The organism is Mesorhizobium sp. B2-8-1 (assembly GCF_006440955.1).
GTDB lineage: Bacteria > Pseudomonadota > Alphaproteobacteria > Rhizobiales > Rhizobiaceae > Mesorhizobium.
Window position 1 is genome coordinate 110901 of record NZ_VFTX01000003.1, and the last position, 17570, is coordinate 128470.

Genomic DNA, 17570 nt, shown 5'->3' on the forward strand with positions numbered 1-17570 from the left:
TGTCCGGAACGGACCCCCGATTTCCTTGGCGCACCCGACAGGATTCGAACCTGTGACCTCTGCCTTCGGAGGGCAGCGCTCTATCCAGCTGAGCTACGGGTGCTTCCCGGCGGGCCGGAAAACGAACCGGGTGAACCGGCAAGTCACGGCTTCTTAGCGGAAGCGGGCGCGGGCTTCAACGGGCAATTGGAGATTGGCGCGGCGTCGCCTGGTGGGGTGGATTGGTCCTTTCACGGGTGCGGGCCTGTTGGATGTGGCGCTCCCCCTCTCCGTCTCGGCTTCGCCGAGCCACCTTGCCGGGGCGAGCCCAGGGTCTCGCCCGTCCTTCGAGCCCCCAGTTTGTGGGGCGAGGAACCTCCCTCACCCGCCCGCCTCACCTCGCACCGCCCGCCTCCTCACTCCCCTTGCCGCCCTCTTCGCCTTCTTCGCTCCGGTCAGCTCATGCATGGCGTCGAGCTGCATCTGCTGCATTTCGGCCAGGCGGGTCCATTGGCGCGAGATGAGGTAGTCGAGTTTTTCGTGCAAATGGCGCACTTCGAGCTCGGCCTTGAGGTTGACGCGGTAGTCGTTGAAGGAGCGCAGGCGGTCTTTCACCTCCTGGCGCTTCTGGCTCATCATGATGATAGGCGCCTGGATGGCGGCGATGCAGGAGAGCAGCAGGTTGAGCAGGATGAAGGGGTAGGGATCGAAGGCGCGGTTCAAGCCCTCGAACAGGTTGATGGCGATCCACACCAGGAGCACGCTGGCGAACGAGATCAGGAACCACCAGCTGCCGCCGAAGGCCGCCATGTTGTCGGAGACTCGGTCGGCGAAGGAGCGGTGCTCCTCGAACTCCTCTTCCGAGTTTTCCGAAATCGTGTCCTGCCGGGCGATCGATTCCACCACCTGGCGGTCGAGCTCGGAGAATTCGCCGTGCTCCTGCTGGAGCAGCTCCTCCATGTAGCGCATGCGGTAGCGGCCGAGCTCCTCGCGGCTGATGCGGGCGCCATGCGGCAGGTCCGGATGGTCGGAGCGGATGCGGTCGGCCAGGCTCGGGCGCAAATCGTCGATGCGCACCAGGTCGCGCTTGCGGAATTTGCGGCCCGAGATCGCCGACGGTCTTTTCTTGGGCTTGGCCCGCGAGGCTCCGGGCAAGGCCGGCTCGGAGTCCGGCACCTCCGGCGTGTCGAAATGCTCGTCCGAAACCCCATGCAGGTCCTCCCCCGTGGTCGGCGCCTCGAAATATTCGCCGCCGCTGTCATTGTCCGCCGCCTGCTGCTCGGACGCCTTGGGGAGAGTGCTCATGATGCGGGCTCCTGCTGTGGTGGAAGACGATAGACCGATGCGGCGATGCTTAGCCAGCATCGCGGCGATTTGGCATGCCTATGCCACGCCTTGCGGACGATTGCGTGACAGGAAGGGGCAGCGGGCCGCCTTTCGGGGCTGGTAGAGAGACATTCGAGGTTGGCGGCGGCTCTATGAAATCGTTATCAACCCCTGGGGAAAACCATAACGGGGGCGAAGCTCCGTCGCGGAGCCTGGATCCATTCCGTGGCATTGGCGGCGGTGGAGCAGAATTGCGAACCGTTGCGGCGCCTGCCGAGTCGCGGCATGGATCCTCGCGCCGCGTCGCTACGCTCCTTGCTCCGACGAAGTGATCGGCTGGCGCCTGAGCGACGGCAACAAAAACCCGCCTTGCGGCGGGTGGCCGGCGCAAATCAGCACCATAGCGAGAATAGTAGCATAGTTGCCTTCAACCTGTCAAGAAAAAATTCCTATCGGGTCAAGTGGACGCCATCGCCCGCTTTCGAGCGACTGCGCCGCCCCTCACTGTCCTGCCGGACATCTCTCCCCGTAGAACGGGGAGAGAGGGGCTGTTATCGCCGGTTTCGCCCATCACCAACGCTGCAAAAAGGGTGCCGAGGTTGCGGCCAGCCCCTTCTCCCCGTCACTATACGGGGAGAAGTGCCCGGCAGGGCGATGAGGGGCGGCACTGACTTCGATAGTTGAGCAAGCTGGTCCGAAGCGAGGCAGCCCCGCAGCTCGCCCGTTCACTGCTGTTCGGCGTACATCACCCTGGTCGGGGCGTCGGCAACCGCCGGCGATAGGTTGCGCTGGATCAGCGCCTCGACATGGTCGTTGCGCTGGCGGGCGCTGTCGGCGCCCATCACCACCACGATCAGCTGGCGGCCGTCGGCTTCGTAGGAGGTGACGATGTTGAAGCCGGAAGCCCTGATATAGCCGGTCTTGATGCCGTTCACGCCGCGCACGCGGCCGAGCATGTCGTTGTGGCCGCGCACCAGCCGGCCGCGGAACATGAAGTCGCTTTCGGAAAAATAGTGGAAATGCTGGGGGAAGCGCTGGTGCAGCGCCATGCCGAGCACCGCCATGTCGCGCGCGCTGGTGACCTGGCCGTCGTCGGGCAGGCCCGAGGCGTTGCGGAAAATGGTGCTGGTCATGCCGAGCTGGCGCGCCTTCGACGTCATCATGGCGGCGAACTGCTCCTCCGAGCCGCCGAGATATTCGCCCACCGCCACCGCCACGTCATTGGCCGACTTGACGACGATGGCGCGGATGGCGGAGTCGACGTCGATCGTTTCCCCGCGCCGGAATCGCAGCTTGGTCGGCGGCTGCGAGGCGGCATGGTCGGAGACCGGGATCTGCGTTTCCTTGGAGACGCGGCCGCTCTCCATCGCCTCGAACAGGAGGTAGAGCGTCATCATCTTGGTCAGCGAGGCCGGATAGCGCTGCGCCCTCGAATTGACCTCGAACAGCTGCTTGCCGCTTCTGATATCGACGACGATGGCGGCGTATTTCTGCGGCGGCGCCGGCACGGCGAGCACAGAGTCCGGCGGTGTCGTGGTCGAGCAGCCCGCAGCCATCAGCAACAGGCCAAGGGCGACGAAAAGTCTCTGGACGAGCGGAAGGCGACGCAAGGGGGACAAGGACAGGTCTGTTCTGGCTGGGCTGTTGCTGAGATGCGGCGAAGCTAACGTAACCCGCCGGCTGCGTCCATTTGGTTAATAGCGGTAGCCCCAGCTTTGTCTGCTTTCGCAAGCTTGCGTTCCTAGGATGATGCAAAATGCCGGTCGCGGCGCTTGCGCAACCGGCGGCGAACGGTTCTTGTTGCGCCTTCGGATTCGATGAGAGCGCTATGGATACGGTTACCCTCAAGGCACGCGGCATTTCGGTTTCGCTGGACACCACGGTCGGCCATGTCGCCGACATGGTGATCGAGAATGGCGGGCGCCAATTGCGGCCGCTGCACCGCGCACCCTGGGTCGGCGCGCCACGCGAGACGCTGCCGGCCGACTTGCCCGAGGGCACGGTGCGGCTGTCCGGCGATTTCCTGTGCGCGCCGTTTTCGCGCAGCGACGTCGAGGAAGCACCGCTGCATGGCTGGCCGGCCAACAGCGCCTGGGACGTCACCGAAAGCAGCGCCGTGGACGGCGGCTGGCGAGCCGTTTTCCGGCTGCGCCGCAAGGTCATGGGCGCGACCGTCGACAAGATCCTGACGCTGCGCGACGGCCATGCCTTCCTCTATCAGGAACATGTGTTTTCCGGCGGCCACGGCGCGATCTCGGTCGCCCATCATCCGATGACAGCGATGACGGATGGCGGCCGGCTGGCCTTTTCGCCAAAACGCTTCGCGGCCTCGCCCGCCGATCCGCTGGAGACCGACCCCGCGCGCGGCCGCTTCCTGCTCGCCTATCCCGGACGCAGCAGCGATCTCGGCCATTTTCCCGCCGCCGACGGCGGCACGCTCGACCTGACGGATTACCGCATGGATGACTGGCGCGAGGATTTTGTCACGCTGGTCGAGGCCGATCATGGCGGGCCGGGCTGGACGGCCCTGGCGCGCCGGGCCGAGGACGACTTAATTCTGGTGCTGAAGAACCCGGCGGAGCTGCCGGTCACCATGCTGTGGTTCAGCAATGGCGGCCGCGACTACGCGCCCTGGAGCGGCCGGCATCTGGGCGTGCTCGGCATCGAGGACGGGCGCACGGCGATAGGCCATGCCGCCTCGATCGGCGACAACTGGCTGACGCGCGAAGGCGTGGCGACGGCGTTCGCGCTCGGCGAAGGCGCCAGCGTCTCCTTCCGCCATGTCATCGGCGCACTGCCGCTGGCGGGCGGCGAGCCGCCGCAAGAGGTCACCACGGCGGAGGGCCGCATGCGGCTCTTGGGCGGAGGCTCGGCGCGGGAGGTGCCGTTCGACAGCGGTTTCCTGCGCATCGGGCAGGCTGCGGCTGGTTGAGTGGATGCTTCGAACGTCGGCTTTTCGACACTTGACCACCGCACCTTACCCAAAATGCCGGTTTGAAATTTCCGCCGAGTGCGGCCAGAATAACGGTCGCTCCAACCATCAGGGGCAAGCGAGGCCGCCATGTCCGAAATCGCCCATCTCGCGGCCACCATCTTCAAGCGCGCCGGCAAGGCAAAGCGCTTCGTCGTCGCCATTGCCGGGCCCCCGGGGGCCGGCAAGTCGACATTGTCGGCGAGCCTGCACGATCTGTTGCCGGAAGGCGCCGTGGAGGTCGTGCCGATGGACGGCTTCCACTATGACGACGTCGTCCTCAACCGGCGCGGGCTGCGCACGCGAAAGGGGGCGCCGGATACGTTCGACTTCGGCGGCTTCGAGACGCTTCTGAAGCGCATCCGGGCGGGAGAGCCCGACATCGCCATCCCGGTGTTCGACCGCACCATGGAACTGTCGCGCGCCGCGGCCGCGATCATCGGCGCGGAGACCAAATTCATCCTGGTCGAGGGCAATTATCTGCTGCTCGACGAGGAGCCGTGGTCGCGGCTGGCGCCACTGTTCGATTTCTCCATCTTCGTCGAGGTGCCGCGCAACGAACTCGAGCGCCGGCTGATGGAGCGCTGGCACGAACATGGCCGCTCCGAGGAGGATGCGCGCGCCTGGATCGCCTCCAACGACATGCCCAACATCGAACGCGTGCTGGCGCGGCGCCGGGCGGCCGACCTGGTGATTGGTTAACCTGCTTAATTGTCGGTATTTTTCGACGGGAACCTTAAGGGGTTTCGCACCGTTATGGCGGGGAACCGATTGTCCTGCGTAAGGGGATTTTGCAATGGCAACCAAGGCAAGAAAACCCGCGACCGCCAAGACCAGGACGACGAAGACGACGCAGGCGAAAGCCGGCGCTGGTCCGGCGATCGCCGAACGTTCGAAGGACGCCAAGCCCAGCTTCGGCAAGGCCGCGCCTCGGAAGGTCGCGGCCGCGGCCGCAAAGCCGGCCAGCGCGCGCAAGCCGGCGCCAGAGAAATCCGGCGCCGTCCGCACCGTGGCAAGCGTCGCGGCCGGCGCGGTGGTGGCGACGGCGCGCGGCGCCGCTTCGCTGGCGGCTTCCGTGATGGGCAAGGGCGGCCCGAAAGCCAAGGCGAAATAGCCCAGCCGAGTTACATCGGCTGAGGCGGTGACGTCTCCGCCGCCCCAGGCGGTCAGGCAGCTTCAGCCCTTTGCCGGGATTGTCAGGCCCTTCTGCACCGCCGGCCGCGCCAGGCCGCGCTCCAGCCATGCCGCCACATGCGCGAAATCATCGAAGCCGACGAGGTCGCACGCTTCATAAAAGCCGATCAGGTTGCGCACCCAGCCGATGAGCGAGATGTCGGCGATGGTGTAGTCATTGTCCATGATCCATCTGCGACCCTTCAGCCTGCCGTCGAGAACGCCGAGCAGGCGGCGCGATTCATCGCGGTAGCGCTCCAGCGGCCGCTTGTCGGCAATCTCACGGCCGGCGAATTTGTGGAAAAAGCCGACCTGGCCGAAGATCGGGCCGACGGCCGCCATCTGGAAGAACACCCACTGGATCGTCTCGTAGCGCCGCGCCGCGTCCGCCGGGAAGAGCAGGCCGGTCTTGTCGGCGAGGTAGAGCAGGATGGCGCCGGACTCGAACAGGCCGATCGGCTTGCCGTCGGGACCGTTCGGATCGATGATCGCCGGTATCTTGCCGTTGGGATTGAGCGACAGGAATTCCGGCGTCCAGCTTTCGTTTTTGCCGATGTCCACATAATGCGGCTCGTAGGCCAGGCCGATCTCTTCCAGGGCGATCGATATCTTCACCCCGTTCGGGGTCGTCGCCGAATAGAGCTGGATCCGGTCCGGATGCCTGGCCGGCCAGCGGGCGGTGATTGGAAAGGCGGACAGGTCGGCCATCGAGAACTCCTGGGCGGGGATTTCGCACCGAGCGGCGCGGTCTGGGTGGGGTCGGCAAAGAATTAGGCGCACGCCCCGGCACGATCAATGCGGCGTCAGGCGTTTGGCCGTGCACGCACAGTCAACAAATCGAATGATGCCGGCATCGGGAGCCGGCAGATTGACCTGCCGAGCAGTGCATGATCGCCGGGATCAGATCGCCTTGAACGCCAGCACCGCATTGGTGCCGCCGAAGGCGAAGCCGTTGCTGATGGCGGCGCGCACCTTACGCTCGCGCGCGACGTTCGGCGTCACGTCGAGATCGCAATCGGGGTCGGCCTCGCGGAAATTCGCCGTGGGCGGCACCACGCCCTCGCGAATCGCCATCACGCAGGCGATCATCTCCAGCCCGCCCGAGGCGCCAAGGCAATGGGCATGCATCGACTTGGTCGAGGAGACGGAAAGCGAGCGCGCGTGCTCGCCGAAGACGCGCTTGATCGCGGCGGTCTCGATCTGGTCATTGGCCTTGGTGCCGGTGCCGTGCGCATTGAGGTAATCGATGTCCTCGGGATTCAACCCGGCGTCCGCCAGGCAGAAGCGCATCGCCGCTTCCGGCCCTTCTATGGTCGGCGCAACGATGTCGGAGGCATCGGCCGAGAGGCCGGCGCCGACGATTTCGGCGAGGATGTTTGCGCCGCGCGCCACCGCGTGATCGTAGCTTTCCAGAACCGCCATGCCGGCGCCTTCGCCGAGCACCAGACCCTGACGATCGGCCGAAAACGGCCGGCAGGTATCGGGCGACAGCACGCGCAGCGCCTCCCACCCCTTCAGCACGCCCCAGACCAGCGGCGCCTCGGTGCCGCCGGCGACCATGACGTCGGCGCGGCCGAGCCTGATCTGGTCGACCGCCGATGCGATGGCGTGGTTGGCCGACGAGCAGGCCGAAGTGACGCCGAACACCGGTCCGCGCAGGCCGAGATGCATGCTGACCTGGCCGGCGGCGGCGCCCGGCATGACCTTCGGCACCGTGAAGATGCCGGCGCGATTCTTGCCCTCGATCAGGATGGCGCGATAGTTCTCCTCGACCGTCTCGAAGCCGCAGACGCCGATGCCGATAACGGCACCCATGCGGTAGGTATTGTCCGCATGGGCGGCCAAACCGGACTGCTGTAAGGCTTCGCGGGCGGCAATCACCGCCAACAGGCTGAAACGGTCCATCGAGACCAGCTGCTTGCGCTCGATGCCATGGTCGGGCAGCCCCTTGATCTCGCAGCCGATCTTGACCTTCAAATCGTGCAGGAACGGGTTATCGATGGGGCCGATCGCCGAGCGGCCGGCGCGCATCTCGGTCCAGATCGCCGGCACGTCGGTGCCAAGCCCGCACAAACCGCCGATGCCGGTAATGACGACGCGCTTGTGCATCCGGTCAGGCTTTTTTCGCGATCAGCGCGCGAACGGCCTCGACCATGTCGCCAACATTCTTCAGGTTGCTCCAGGCATCGACCGTGTTCATCTCGATCTCGATGCCATACTGCTCCTCGAGATCGAAGATGATCTCGGTCAGTTCCAGCGAATGGATGCCGAGCGCCGTCAATTCGGTGCTGGTGGTGATCTCCTCGCCGCCCGGCTCGGCATGAGCCTTGATCTTTTCGATGATTTCGGTCGCCAGTTGGTCAGCCATTCGGTTTCTTCCCCACTTTGTCGTTTCCCGACGCCAACTGAACAGCGCCTTTTTGTCCTCGATATCAGGCCGCGACCGTCGCCTTGGACCCCCGCCAGGCGTCGCATGAGCGTACCAAGGTGGCTCCCTCTATAGAAACGGAAACGCCATCAAGCAACAAGCTATATATCGACAAAACCGCCGCGGTGCTTAACCTGACGGCGTGGATACGATCGAACATACCGGATTTTCGGCCCCGCCGGCGCAGCGGGCGGCCGGACTGGCGCAGCTCGTCTGCGCCAGTCAAGACGGCCGCACACGGCTGCGCCGCCTCTATCAGGACGGTTCCGCCAAGATAAGGATGCCGGCCGTTTCCGGCGGCCCGCTGGAAGCCGTGCTGATCAACACCGCGGGCGGGCTGACCGGAGGCGACCGCCTCGGCTGGGAGATCGACGTCGGCGCGCATGCCAGCGCCACGATAACGACGCAGGCCTGCGAGAAAATCTATCGCGCCGCTTCCGACCGGGCCGAAGTCAGCGTCCGGCTAACGGTCGGCGAAAACGGCCGCGTCGCCTGGCTGCCGCAGGAGACCATCGTTTTCGACCGATCGGCCTTTGCCCGCACGCTCGACCTTGATCTTGCCGCCGGCGCCGAGGCGCTGGTGCTGGAAGCCACCGTCTTCGGCCGGACGGCGATGGGCGAACGCGCGGTCCAGGGCGGCTTTCACGACCGCTGGCGCGTCCGCCGGGGCGGGGCTCTCATCCATGCCGAGGATTTCCGCATCGGGCCCGACATCGCCGCGACCCTGGCGCGCCCACCGATTGCCGGCGGCGCCGTCGCCATGGCGACGGTGCTATTGATCTCGCCGCGGGCGGAAGCGCTTCTCGATCCGGTTCGGGAGATCATCGGCGGCCAGGGCGGCGCCAGCACCTGGAGCGTGCAGGAATCTGGCAAGCTTCTTGCGAGGCTGTATGCCGGCGACGGCTACCGGCTGCGCCAGCATCTGGTTCCGCTCGTCGGCTTGCTCAACGGAAAGGCGGGGCTGCCCAAAATATGGTCACTGTGATCGTGTCCGCATCATTTCAGGGAAACGCATGAACCTGACGCCGAGGGAAAAGGACAAGCTGCTGATAGCCATGGCGGCGGTCGTGGCGCGCAAGCGTCTGGAGCGCGGGGTCAAGCTCAATCATCCGGAGGCGATCGCGCTGATCACCGACTTCGTCGTCGAAGGCGCCCGCGACGGCCGTCCCGTCGCCGAGCTGATGGAAGCCGGCGCCCACGTCGTCAGCCGCGCCCAGGTGATGGAAGGCATCGCCGAGATGATCCATGACGTGCAGGTGGAGGCGACATTCCCCGACGGCACCAAGCTGGTGACCGTGCATGAGCCGATACGGTGAGGAGACAGATATGCTTGAGCTGCGCCCGAACTGCGAATGCTGCGACAAGGACCTGCCGCCGGAGGCGACGGATGCGCTAATCTGCACCTTCGAATGCACCTTCTGCGCCGATTGCGTGGAAGACGTGCTCGGCGGCGTCTGCCCCAATTGCGGCGGCAATTTTTCGGCACGGCCGATCCGTCCGCCGGCAATGCTGAAGAAGTATCCCGCTTCGACCAAGCGCGTCCTCAAAGCCGAGAGCTGCGGTCCGCGCGAGGCCGCGTGACCTCTGCGCTCACCAACGAAAGGCAAGTAGAATGATCCCCGCCAAACGCCTGTGCCTCTCTGCGATTCTGCTCATGGCAGCCGCAATGCCCGCCTACGCCCATGTCGGGGCCGGCACGACCTCCTCCTTCGCGGCCGGCTTCATGCATCCGCTCTCCGGCCTCGACCACATGACGGTGATGGTCGCGGTCGGCCTGTGGGCGGCACAGAAAGGCGGCAAGGCGGTGTGGGCATGGCCGGCGGCCTTTGTGGGCGTCATGCTGGTCGGTGGCGCGCTCGGCATGCTGCATGTGCCGCTGCCCTTCGTCGAGCCGGGCATATTGGCGTCGGTGGTGGCGCTCGGATTGTTCGTGGCGCTGGCCGTCGATCTTCCTGTCACGGCCGGCGTCGCCATCATCGGCGCGTTCGCGCTGTTTCATGGTCACGCCCATGGCACCGAGGTACCGGAAAATGCCGCAGGGCTTGAATATATGGCCGGCTTTGCCGTCGCCACGGCGCTGCTGCACGCCGCCGGCATCGCCGCCGGGCTTGGCCTCGGCAGGCGGTTTCGCGTGCTCATGCGGGCCGCTGGTGCCGCCTGCACGGCGATCGGGCTCGGCCTCGTCCTCGGCGCCGTGTGACGAACGATGATCCCGGGTGAAATCATTCCCGCCGACGGCGACATCGACCTGAACAAAGGCCTGCCGACGGTTACGCTCAAAGTGGCCAACAGCGGCGACCGGCCAATCCAGGTCGGCAGCCACTATCATTTCTTCGAGACCAATGAGGGCTTGAAATTCGACCGCGAACAGGCGCGCGGCATGCGCCTCGACATCGCCGCCGGCACCGCCATGCGCTTCGAGCCCGGACAGGAGCGCGACGTTACGCTGGTGCCGCTGGGCGGCAAGCGCGAGGTCTATGGCTTTCAGCAGAAGGTGATGGGCAGGCTGTGAGGCCGAGGGCGTCTCATGCGCGGCGTGCAAAGAGGGCAAAGGGCTTTCGGGCGAGCACGAAAGCGAGTTGTGCCCTCGGCTCAATCGGACGGCTTGGCCGCCGCATAGATGACGATTTTTCCGGGGTCGTCGAATTCCACGGCGAGAACGTCCTGCGCAAGCACGCGTCGCGAGTCGATGGCATTGAACAGCAGCGCGTTGGCCTCGATCTCCTTGCGCAGCTCCGCAATGTCGTCCTGATGCTGCTTGACCTTGGTTTCGATCGCCGGCGGCGGACCGCCTTCGGTGCGCGCGGCATCGGTCAGGAACACGATATCGACCTTGTCGAGCTTGGATGTCTTGCGCACCGTGCCGATGTTTTCACGCGTCCGATCAATCGCCCTGGCAACTTTGCCGGCTTCGGCATCGCTCCTGGTTTCTTCCTGCTTGACGTCCGAGCCGATGATCCGGTTGACGGTCTCAGGGCTTTCGAGCCCTTGTGCGTGAAGGGAGGCTCCGGGGCTGCCCACCGCCAGGAATGCCATGGAGGCGAAGGCATAGAGCCGTCTCTTGCCGGGATTGATCGCCATCGCTCGCTCCTGGACGGGTTCATTTCGCGGCGCCGTTCAGCGCCGATGAAACGAAACGGCTCCTGCCCGGCCAAGGTTCCCTTCCAGATAGCGCGGGCGGACCGGACGACGGCCCGCCGTGCAGGCGCGCCGTCAGCTCGCCTTCTTGGTGATCAGGGTCAGGGCGCCGTTGGGCTCCATGCTGGCCGCGACCACCTGCGCCGAGGTCATTCCCTTGGCCTCGAGGGCGGATTTGACCTTGGGCGTGGCATCGATCGAGCTGCGCAGCTTCTGCAGGCCGGCATCGCCGCGCTGGGCGATCACCTGGTTGACCTGCGTCTGCGTGTCCTTCGGCAGTTCGGTGATGTCGACGATGTTGACGCTCTGGATCGTCGGCGCGGCCTGCTGCCCGCCGGGGGCGGGCGCGGCCGGCGCTGCCGGAGCGGGCTGCTGCGCGGGCTGCTGCTGGGCACTGGCGGCACCCGCCAGCATCAGGGTGGCGGCAGCGGCGAGAACTATCGTTTTGCGCATGGATTTTCCTTCCATCGATTTGGCAAACGGTCGTTTTGGGGTGACCCTCCAACCTCAACCGCCAAATGGGATCAGAAGGTGTCGACCAGCGGGTCATTGCGTGACCATTGGATGGCAGCAATGTGCAGCCCGGTTTCACCAGCACCGCAATTCGGGAGCAATCACTGATGGCCAGAATAACCCGCGCCGCCTATGCGCAGATGTACGGGCCGACGGTCGGCGACAGGGTGAGGCTTGCCGATACCGAACTCTTCGTCGAGGTCGAGAGGGATTTCACCATTCATGGCGAGGAGGTGAAATTCGGCGGCGGCAAGGTCATCCGCGACGGCATGGGCCAGAGCCAGGTTTCCCGCGCTGAAGGAGCGGTCGACACCGTCATTACCAATGCGCTGGTGATCGACGCCAGCGCCGGCATCTTCAAGGCCGATATCGGCCTCAGGGACGGCCGCATCGCGGCAATCGGTAAGGCCGGCAACCCGGACACGCAGGATGGCGTCACCATCATCATCGGCCCCGGCACCGAGATCATCGCCGGCGAAGGCAAGATCCTTACCGCGGGCGGCTTCGACGCGCATATCCATTTCATCTGTCCGCAGCAGATCGAGGAAGCGCTGATGTCGGGCATCACCACGATGCTCGGCGGCGGCACCGGCCCGGCGCACGGCACGCTCGCCACCACCTGCACGCCCGGGCCATGGCACATGGCGCGCATGATCCAGTCCTTCGACGCGTTCCCGATGAATATCGGCCTGTCGGGCAAGGGCAACGCTTCCCTGCCCGCAGCGCTCGAGGAGATGGTGCTGGGCGGCGCCTGCTCGCTGAAGCTGCACGAGGACTGGGGCACGACGCCGGCCGCGATCGACTGCTGCCTGTCGGTCGCCGACGACCATGACGTTCAGGTGATGATCCATACCGACACGCTCAACGAGAGCGGCTTCGTCGAGAACACGGTGGCGGCGATCGGGGGCCGCACCATCCACGCCTTCCACACCGAAGGCGCGGGCGGCGGGCATGCGCCCGACATCATCAAGGTCTGCGGCCTGCCCAACGTCATCCCGTCCTCGACCAACCCGACGCGGCCCTACACGGTCAACACGCTGGCCGAGCATCTCGACATGCTGATGGTCTGCCACCATCTGTCGCCGTCGATCCCGGAAGACATCGCCTTCGCCGAAAGCCGCATCCGCAAGGAGACCATCGCGGCGGAAGACATTCTGCACGACATCGGTGCCTTCTCGATCATCTCCTCGGACTCACAAGCGATGGGCCGCGTCGGCGAGGTGGCGATCCGGACCTGGCAGACCGCCGACAAGATGAAGCGCCAGCGCGGTTCGCTGCCGCAGGAGACCGGCAACAACGACAATTTCCGCGTCCGCCGCTATATCGCCAAATACACGATCAACCCGGCCATCGCGCACGGGCTGTCGAAGGAGATTGGTTCGATCGCCGTCGGCAAACGCGCCGACCTGGTGCTGTGGAACCCGGCCTTCTTCGGCGTCAAGCCTGATATGGTGCTGATCGGGGGCATGATCGCGGCGGCGCCGATGGGCGACCCCAACGCCTCGATCCCGACGCCGCAGCCGATGCACTACCGGCCGATGTTCGGCGCCTATGGCAAGGCGCGGACCAACTCGTCGGTAACCTTCGTCTCGAAGGCGGCACTGGAGTCCGGTCTGCACGGCCGGCTCGGCGTCGACAAGCAGTTCGTCGCGGTCGAAAACACGCGTGGCGGCATCGGCAAGCATTCGATGGTGCTCAACGACGCCACGCCGCATATCGAAGTCGATCCCGAGACTTACGAGGTTCGTGCCGACGGCGAACTCTTGACCTGCGAACCAGCGACGGTGCTGCCGATGGCTCAGCGATATTTTCTGTTTTGATAAGATCGCCGCGAGCCATTGCCCTCGTTAAATGCGGCGGTGAGTGGGTTGTGCCGACTGCCCGAATGGGCCCACTCGTTCTCCGCGGACTTGGAAATTGTGCACTTTGGGAGCAATATCTCCTCAATGAACAAGATATTTCGCAAACAGCAATTGACGCCCTACGAGGCCGACTATGCTCAGTGGTGCGCCGAGCAGGGCGCGTTGCTGCGCGAAGGTCGTCTTTCCGACCTCGATCGTGAGAATGTTGCCGAGGAGATCGAGAGCTTGGGGCGGAGCGACAAAAGGGAAATTGCGAGCAGGCTTGGCACTTTGGTCCTTCACTTGCTGAAATGGGAGTTTCAGTCTGAGCAGCGCAAAACGGGCTGGTTGCTGACAATTCGGGAGCAACGGCTTCGGATTGAGGGCCTGCTTGATGAAAGTCCGAGCCTCAAAAAATATCCTGCGCAGGTGCTCGATCGAGAGTTCAAGATAGCAAGATTAAAGGCATTGGACGAAACAGGCCTGAGAGATCGGGATTTCCCTGTCCATTGCCCCTATGGGATCAAGGAAATCTTGGACGATGATTATTTCCCAGGATCACCGTGGTCTTCAGACAACCTTATGCGCGAATAGACTGATAGTGGTGTGTTGACGGACGTTCCATCACCTGGCGAGCATTCGGCATGGCCACCGAAATAGCTTCGCCCCACGACATCTTCCCGCATATCCGCATCGTCATGGGCATGGTGATCGGGCTCGGCGTCGCGCGCCTGTTGTCGGGGGTGGCGCGCATCGTCCAGCATCCCGGCCAGTACCGGCTCTATACGGTGCATCTGGCCTGGGTCGCTTCGGTGCTGTTGATGCTGGTGCATTTCTGGTGGTGGGAGTTCGGCCTCTACGCCATCGAAACATGGACCTTCGGCAAGTACCTGTTCATCATCTTCTACGCCATCACCCTGTTCCTGCTCTGCGCGCTGCTGTTTCCGGATTCGATGCTCGACTACACCAGCTATGAGGATTTCTTCTATTCGCGCCGCGCCTGGTTCTTCGGCCTGCTGGCCGCGACCTACGTGCTCGACGTGATCGACACGCTGCTGAAGGGGCCGGAGCATTTCGCCCGCTTCGGCAACGAATATCTGTTCCGCACGCCAGTCTTCGTCGCGCTGTGCATCGCCGCGATCCTGGTGCGCGACCGCCGCTTTCACATCGCCTTCGTCGCCGCGGCGCTGATCTATCAGATATCGTTCATCCTGCGGCTGTTCGACACGATCGTATGACGGCCGCGGATGCTCTAGGCTGACCGGGAAAGGCAGGGTTCAACCATGTACAAGGCCGTCGGATCGCGTGGATCCCGGGTCAGCCGTGTTCTGTGGATGCTCGAAGAACTCGGGCAGGCCTATGAATTCGTCGAAATTCCCCTGCGCTCGCCCGAAGCCTATGCGCTCAACCCCTCGGGCAAGGTGCCGATCCTGATCGACGGCGAGCTGACGCTGACGGATTCGGCGGCGATCTGCGTCTATCTCGCCGATAAGCACGCGGATAAGGGCATGGGCGCCAGTCCCGGTCTCGCAGGCCGCGCCGAAATGGATTCCTGGATGCATTTTGCCCAGAGCGAGTTCGAGGCGCCGCTGTGGAACAAATTGCGCCACCGCTTTCTGCTGCCCAGGGAGGTCCGGGTCGACGTCGGCCCCGCGGCCGCTTACGATTTCGCCTCCGAGGTCAAGGCGCTGGAGCGCCGGCTGGGCGACAAGCCGTTCGCGCTCGGCGACCGGTTCTCGGCTGTCGACGTGCTGCTCGGCGACATGGGCGGCTGGGCCAGAGCCGGCCGCTTTCCAATAGAATCCGAACGCGTCAACGCCTATTTCGACCGCGTGCTTTCACGCCCTGCCCGTGCCCGGGCGCAAGCCAATGGCGGAGCCATGAAATGAAGCTCAACCTCAACACCGACTTCACGAAGTTCCCGCGCGCCATCTCGGTGCTGACCTCCGGCAATGCCGGCACCACGGCGCCATCCGGTCGTGCCGTTCTTGCCCATGACGAGCGGCATCTGCGCCGCCGGGCGATCGAATTGTCCGACGGCAGCAAGGTGCTGGTCGACCTGCCGGAGCCCGTCGCCCTCAACGACGGCGACCGGCTGGTGCTGGAAGACGGCCGCCATGTCGAGATCATCGCGGCGCCGGAGGAGGTCTATGATGTCCGCGCCCGCGACGCCGTGCATCTGGCCGAGCTTGCCTGGCATATCGGCAACCGCCATCTCGCGGCGGCGATAGAGGCGGAGCGCATCCTCATCCTGCGCGATCATGTCATCAAGCCGATGCTGCAAGGCCTGGGCGCCACGGTGAGCGAGGTTTCCGAACCGTTCAAGCCGGTGCGGGGCGCGTATTCCGGCGGCCATGACCACGGCCATGCGCACGCCCATAGCCACGCCGAAGCGCACAGCCACGGCGGGTCGCATTCGCACAACCATTCGCACGACCACCATGATCACCATGACTGATCAGCCATCCGGCATCGCCCTGCTGCGATTGATGGCATGGCTGTCGCCGGTCTTTCCGGTCGGCGGCTTTTCCTACAGCCATGGCCTCGAACGCGCCGTGCATGATGGGCTGGTGACCGATGCGGCGGGCCTCGCCGCTTGGCTTGAAACGCTGGTTGAGATGGGCTCCGCCTGGAACGATGCAGTGCTGTTCGCGGTGAGCTGGCGCAACGCCCGCGATGGCGGCCATCTGGCCGAAGTCGCCGCACTGGCCGAGGCGTTGGCCGGGTCGCGCGAGCGCCATGCCGAGACGATGCTGCAAGGTGCTGCTTTCCTGAAGGCCGCGGCGGCGTGGCCCAACCCGGTGCGGGCGCGCCTGCCGGCGGAGTGTGCCTATTGCGTCGCCGTAGGCGCGGTCGCCGGCGGAAACGGCATCGCCTTGCCGGACGCCCTGTCCGCCTTCCTGCAGGCCTTCTTCTCCAATCTCGTCCAGGCTGCAATCCGGCTGGGTGTCATCGGCCAGAGCGACGCCGTGATGCTGCTCGCCAGCTTCGAAGTACTGGCCCTTGCGACCGCCGCCCGCGCATCCCGCTCGACAATGGACGATCTCGGCGGTTGCGCCTTTGTCTCGGACGTTGTGGCGATGCAGCACGAAACCCAGTATTCGCGATTGTTCCGCTCATGATTGTCCTTGCCTTCGTCCTCTCATTCGTCCTGCTGGTGATCACCACGTTGCACGTCTATTGGGGCATTGGCGGGATCTGGCCGGGCAAGGATGCAGCGTCCTGCGCGCATGCGGTCGTCGGCTTTCGCGGCGTCGACGAGATGCCGGCGCCGTTCGCCTGCTTTGCCGTCGCCGCCTGCCTGGCGCTGGCAACGCTCTGGCCGATGGCTCTGGAGGGTGTGTTTGCCTCGCCCTTTCCCAGGGAAGGCCTCGCCGCCACCGCGCTGCTGATCGGGCTGGTGTTTCTCGGACGCGGCATTGCCGGCTTCACGCCCCGGTGGCGCCGGCTGGCACCGGAACAGCCTTTCGCGCGGCTCGATAGGAGCCTTTATTCGCCGCTGTGCCTGCTGATCGGGCTCGGCTTCGCAGTTCTCGCCATCACGGAGTTCCCGACATGACGCAGCCCAACGGTCCCCTTCGCATCGGCATTGGCGGCCCCGTCGGTTCGGGCAAGACGACGCTCACCGAGAAACTGTGCAAGGCGCTGCGTGAGGAATTCTCCATCGCCGTCGTCACCAACGACATCTACACAAGGGAAGACGCCATGATGCTGGCGCGGCTGCAGGCGCTGCCGGAAGAGCGCATCGTCGGCGTCGAGACCGGCGGCTGCCCGCACACCGCCATCCGCGAGGACGCCTCGATCAATCTGCAGGCGATCGCGGAGCTCAACCGCAAATTCCCCGATCTCGACATCATCTTCATCGAATCCGGCGGCGACAACCTTGCCGCCACCTTCTCGCCGGATCTCGCCGATCTCACGCTCTATGTCATCTCCGTCTGCCAGGGCGAGGAGATCCCGCGGAAAGGCGGTCCGGCGATCACCCGTTCCGATTTCCTGATCATCAACAAGAGCGACCTGGCGCCCTATGTGAACGTCAATCTCGACGTGATGGAGAGCGACGCCACCCGCATGCGCGGCAAGCGGCCGTTCGGCTTCACCGACCTGTCGCGCGGCAAGGGGTTGCGGGAGGTGATCGATTTCATCGTCGAGCATGGCGGCTTGAGGCTCGGGACCGCCGCAAGCACGGCGGCGTGAGCCG

Annotated in this window: 23 protein-coding genes and 1 tRNA gene; 16 read left to right on the forward strand and 8 right to left on the reverse strand. The window is 65.0% G+C overall.

Annotation, left to right across the window (positions count from 1 at the left end; all coding sequences use genetic code 11):
* Positions 1-26 precede the first annotated feature (26 nt).
* The 3 genes from FJ428_RS08870 to FJ428_RS08885 all read right to left on the reverse strand — a co-directional run bounded on the left by FJ428_RS08870 (position 27) and on the right by FJ428_RS08885 (position 2861).
* Positions 27-103: transfer RNA gene (locus FJ428_RS08870), tRNA-Arg, on the reverse strand.
* A gap of 257 nt (positions 104-360) precedes the next feature.
* A complete protein-coding gene (locus FJ428_RS08875) occupies positions 361-1284 on the reverse strand; it encodes a DUF1003 domain-containing protein (RefSeq protein ID WP_140879311.1) in 924 nt (307 codons plus the stop codon).
* Positions 1285-2030: 746 nt separating this feature from the next.
* Entirely contained in the window at positions 2031-2861 is an 831-nt protein-coding gene (locus tag FJ428_RS08885; RefSeq protein ID WP_224519056.1) for a D-alanyl-D-alanine carboxypeptidase family protein, read from the reverse strand.
* A 272-nt stretch (positions 2862-3133) separates the two neighbouring features.
* Between FJ428_RS08885 and FJ428_RS08890 the strand changes: the two genes are divergently transcribed.
* From FJ428_RS08890 to FJ428_RS08900, 3 genes are all read left to right on the forward strand, one after another.
* Positions 3134-4237, forward strand: coding sequence for a hypothetical protein (locus tag FJ428_RS08890; RefSeq protein ID WP_140879312.1), 1104 nt, complete (start codon positions 3134-3136; stop codon positions 4235-4237).
* 129 nt (positions 4238-4366) lie between these two features.
* Positions 4367-4978 carry a nucleoside triphosphate hydrolase gene (locus FJ428_RS08895; RefSeq protein WP_140655359.1) on the forward strand — a complete coding sequence of 204 codons (612 nt, stop codon included), beginning with the start codon at positions 4367-4369 and terminating at the stop codon, positions 4976-4978.
* Positions 4979-5072: 94 nt separating this feature from the next.
* Entirely contained in the window at positions 5073-5390 is a 318-nt protein-coding gene (locus tag FJ428_RS08900) for a hypothetical protein (RefSeq protein ID WP_140559001.1), read from the forward strand.
* Between the two features lie 62 nt (positions 5391-5452).
* Here FJ428_RS08900 and FJ428_RS08905 read toward each other — a convergent pair whose 3' ends face one another.
* The 3 genes from FJ428_RS08905 to FJ428_RS08915 form a co-directional block, all read right to left on the reverse strand.
* Positions 5453-6157 (reverse strand): glutathione binding-like protein, encoded by a 705-nt coding sequence (locus tag FJ428_RS08905; protein WP_140879313.1) that lies wholly within the window; start codon positions 6155-6157, stop codon positions 5453-5455.
* Positions 6158-6349: 192 nt separating this feature from the next.
* The gene (locus tag FJ428_RS08910) at positions 6350-7558 is read right to left on the reverse strand and encodes a beta-ketoacyl-[acyl-carrier-protein] synthase family protein (RefSeq protein ID WP_140563585.1); all 1209 of its coding nucleotides are present in this window, start codon (positions 7556-7558) and stop codon (positions 6350-6352) included.
* A 4-nt stretch (positions 7559-7562) separates the two neighbouring features.
* Positions 7563-7817, reverse strand: a complete 255-nt coding sequence (locus FJ428_RS08915) for an acyl carrier protein (protein WP_140491308.1) — start codon at positions 7815-7817, stop codon at positions 7563-7565.
* 202 nt (positions 7818-8019) lie between these two features.
* Here FJ428_RS08915 and FJ428_RS08920 point away from each other — a divergent pair, with 202 nt between their 5' ends.
* The 5 genes from FJ428_RS08920 to FJ428_RS08940 are packed head-to-tail and all read left to right on the forward strand — an operon-like array spanning position 8020 to position 10389.
* Positions 8020-8862: an urease accessory protein UreD gene (locus FJ428_RS08920; RefSeq protein ID WP_140493415.1), complete on the forward strand. Its 843-nt coding sequence runs from the start codon at positions 8020-8022 to the stop codon at positions 8860-8862.
* A gap of 28 nt (positions 8863-8890) precedes the next feature.
* Positions 8891-9193: an urease subunit gamma gene (locus tag FJ428_RS08925; protein ID WP_140729614.1), complete on the forward strand. Its 303-nt coding sequence runs from the start codon at positions 8891-8893 to the stop codon at positions 9191-9193.
* A gap of 10 nt (positions 9194-9203) precedes the next feature.
* Positions 9204-9458 (forward strand): DUF1272 domain-containing protein, encoded by a 255-nt coding sequence (locus tag FJ428_RS08930; protein ID WP_140524172.1) that lies wholly within the window; start codon positions 9204-9206, stop codon positions 9456-9458.
* 31 nt (positions 9459-9489) lie between these two features.
* A complete protein-coding gene (locus FJ428_RS08935; RefSeq protein WP_140879314.1) occupies positions 9490-10077 on the forward strand; it encodes a HupE/UreJ family protein in 588 nt (195 codons plus the stop codon).
* Positions 10078-10083: 6 nt separating this feature from the next.
* On the forward strand, positions 10084-10389 hold the full coding sequence (locus FJ428_RS08940) for an urease subunit beta (RefSeq protein WP_140491317.1): 306 nt from the start codon (positions 10084-10086) through the stop codon (positions 10387-10389).
* A gap of 80 nt (positions 10390-10469) precedes the next feature.
* On the opposite strand, the gene FJ428_RS08945 is transcribed toward FJ428_RS08940, so the two are convergent.
* Both FJ428_RS08945 and FJ428_RS08950 read right to left on the reverse strand, forming a co-directional pair.
* Entirely contained in the window at positions 10470-10958 is a 489-nt protein-coding gene (locus FJ428_RS08945) for a hypothetical protein (protein ID WP_140491319.1), read from the reverse strand.
* Positions 10959-11090: 132 nt separating this feature from the next.
* On the reverse strand, positions 11091-11468 hold the full coding sequence (locus tag FJ428_RS08950) for a hypothetical protein (RefSeq protein ID WP_140514392.1): 378 nt from the start codon (positions 11466-11468) through the stop codon (positions 11091-11093).
* A gap of 164 nt (positions 11469-11632) precedes the next feature.
* Here FJ428_RS08950 and ureC point away from each other — a divergent pair, with 164 nt between their 5' ends.
* The 8 genes from ureC to ureG all read left to right on the forward strand — a co-directional run bounded on the left by ureC (position 11633) and on the right by ureG (position 17566).
* On the forward strand, positions 11633-13348 hold the full coding sequence (ureC, locus tag FJ428_RS08955; protein ID WP_140563962.1) for an urease subunit alpha: 1716 nt from the start codon (positions 11633-11635) through the stop codon (positions 13346-13348).
* 126 nt (positions 13349-13474) lie between these two features.
* Complete coding sequence (locus FJ428_RS08960; protein WP_140491324.1) at positions 13475-13963, forward strand: DUF29 domain-containing protein; 489 nt, start codon at positions 13475-13477, stop codon at positions 13961-13963.
* A gap of 50 nt (positions 13964-14013) precedes the next feature.
* A complete protein-coding gene (locus tag FJ428_RS08965) occupies positions 14014-14607 on the forward strand; it encodes a hypothetical protein (protein WP_140491326.1) in 594 nt (197 codons plus the stop codon).
* A gap of 45 nt (positions 14608-14652) precedes the next feature.
* Positions 14653-15258: a glutathione S-transferase family protein gene (locus tag FJ428_RS08970; protein WP_140879315.1), complete on the forward strand. Its 606-nt coding sequence runs from the start codon at positions 14653-14655 to the stop codon at positions 15256-15258.
* On the forward strand, positions 15255-15827 hold the full coding sequence (ureE, locus tag FJ428_RS08975) for an urease accessory protein UreE (protein WP_140879316.1): 573 nt from the start codon (positions 15255-15257) through the stop codon (positions 15825-15827). The genes FJ428_RS08970 and ureE overlap by 4 nt, the downstream gene beginning before the upstream one ends.
* Positions 15820-16491 carry an urease accessory protein UreF gene (locus FJ428_RS08980; protein ID WP_140879474.1) on the forward strand — a complete coding sequence of 224 codons (672 nt, stop codon included), beginning with the start codon at positions 15820-15822 and terminating at the stop codon, positions 16489-16491. The genes ureE and FJ428_RS08980 overlap by 8 nt, the downstream gene beginning before the upstream one ends.
* Positions 16488-16928, forward strand: coding sequence for a DUF3995 domain-containing protein (locus FJ428_RS08985; protein ID WP_140879317.1), 441 nt, complete (start codon positions 16488-16490; stop codon positions 16926-16928). Before FJ428_RS08980 ends, FJ428_RS08985 begins: the two co-directional genes overlap by 4 nt.
* A complete protein-coding gene (gene ureG / locus FJ428_RS08990) occupies positions 16925-17566 on the forward strand; it encodes an urease accessory protein UreG (RefSeq protein ID WP_140491334.1) in 642 nt (213 codons plus the stop codon). The genes FJ428_RS08985 and ureG overlap by 4 nt, the downstream gene beginning before the upstream one ends.
* Positions 17567-17570 lie beyond the last annotated feature (4 nt).

Excerpts from the sequence above, each read along its gene's own strand:
- FJ428_RS08905 (WP_140879313.1), bottom strand. The coding sequence starts at position 6,157 with ATGGCCGACCTGTCCGCCTTTCCAATCACCGCCCGCTGGCCGGCCAGG.
- FJ428_RS08980 (WP_140879474.1), top strand. The coding sequence starts at position 15,820 with ATGACTGATCAGCCATCCGGCATCGCCCTGCTGCGATTGATGGCATGG.
- FJ428_RS08935 (WP_140879314.1), top strand. The coding sequence starts at position 9,490 with ATGATCCCCGCCAAACGCCTGTGCCTCTCTGCGATTCTGCTCATGGCA.
- FJ428_RS08985 (WP_140879317.1), top strand. The coding sequence starts at position 16,488 with ATGATTGTCCTTGCCTTCGTCCTCTCATTCGTCCTGCTGGTGATCACC.
- FJ428_RS08940 (WP_140491317.1), top strand. The coding sequence starts at position 10,084 with ATGATCCCGGGTGAAATCATTCCCGCCGACGGCGACATCGACCTGAAC.
- FJ428_RS08910 (WP_140563585.1), bottom strand. The coding sequence starts at position 7,558 with ATGCACAAGCGCGTCGTCATTACCGGCATCGGCGGTTTGTGCGGGCTT.
- FJ428_RS08945 (WP_140491319.1), bottom strand. The coding sequence starts at position 10,958 with ATGGCGATCAATCCCGGCAAGAGACGGCTCTATGCCTTCGCCTCCATG.
- FJ428_RS08930 (WP_140524172.1), top strand. The coding sequence starts at position 9,204 with ATGCTTGAGCTGCGCCCGAACTGCGAATGCTGCGACAAGGACCTGCCG.
- FJ428_RS08900 (WP_140559001.1), top strand. The coding sequence starts at position 5,073 with ATGGCAACCAAGGCAAGAAAACCCGCGACCGCCAAGACCAGGACGACG.
- FJ428_RS08925 (WP_140729614.1), top strand. The coding sequence starts at position 8,891 with ATGAACCTGACGCCGAGGGAAAAGGACAAGCTGCTGATAGCCATGGCG.
- ureE (WP_140879316.1), top strand. The coding sequence starts at position 15,255 with ATGAAGCTCAACCTCAACACCGACTTCACGAAGTTCCCGCGCGCCATC.
- FJ428_RS08915 (WP_140491308.1), bottom strand. The coding sequence starts at position 7,817 with ATGGCTGACCAACTGGCGACCGAAATCATCGAAAAGATCAAGGCTCAT.
- FJ428_RS08885 (WP_224519056.1), bottom strand. The coding sequence starts at position 2,861 with ATGGCTGCGGGCTGCTCGACCACGACACCGCCGGACTCTGTGCTCGCC.
- FJ428_RS08970 (WP_140879315.1), top strand. The coding sequence starts at position 14,653 with ATGTACAAGGCCGTCGGATCGCGTGGATCCCGGGTCAGCCGTGTTCTG.
- FJ428_RS08890 (WP_140879312.1), top strand. The coding sequence starts at position 3,134 with ATGGATACGGTTACCCTCAAGGCACGCGGCATTTCGGTTTCGCTGGAC.
- FJ428_RS08965 (WP_140491326.1), top strand. The coding sequence starts at position 14,014 with ATGGCCACCGAAATAGCTTCGCCCCACGACATCTTCCCGCATATCCGC.
- FJ428_RS08895 (WP_140655359.1), top strand. The coding sequence starts at position 4,367 with ATGTCCGAAATCGCCCATCTCGCGGCCACCATCTTCAAGCGCGCCGGC.
- ureG (WP_140491334.1), top strand. The coding sequence starts at position 16,925 with ATGACGCAGCCCAACGGTCCCCTTCGCATCGGCATTGGCGGCCCCGTC.
- FJ428_RS08875 (WP_140879311.1), bottom strand. The coding sequence starts at position 1,284 with ATGAGCACTCTCCCCAAGGCGTCCGAGCAGCAGGCGGCGGACAATGAC.
- FJ428_RS08950 (WP_140514392.1), bottom strand. The coding sequence starts at position 11,468 with ATGCGCAAAACGATAGTTCTCGCCGCTGCCGCCACCCTGATGCTGGCG.
- FJ428_RS08960 (WP_140491324.1), top strand. The coding sequence starts at position 13,475 with ATGAACAAGATATTTCGCAAACAGCAATTGACGCCCTACGAGGCCGAC.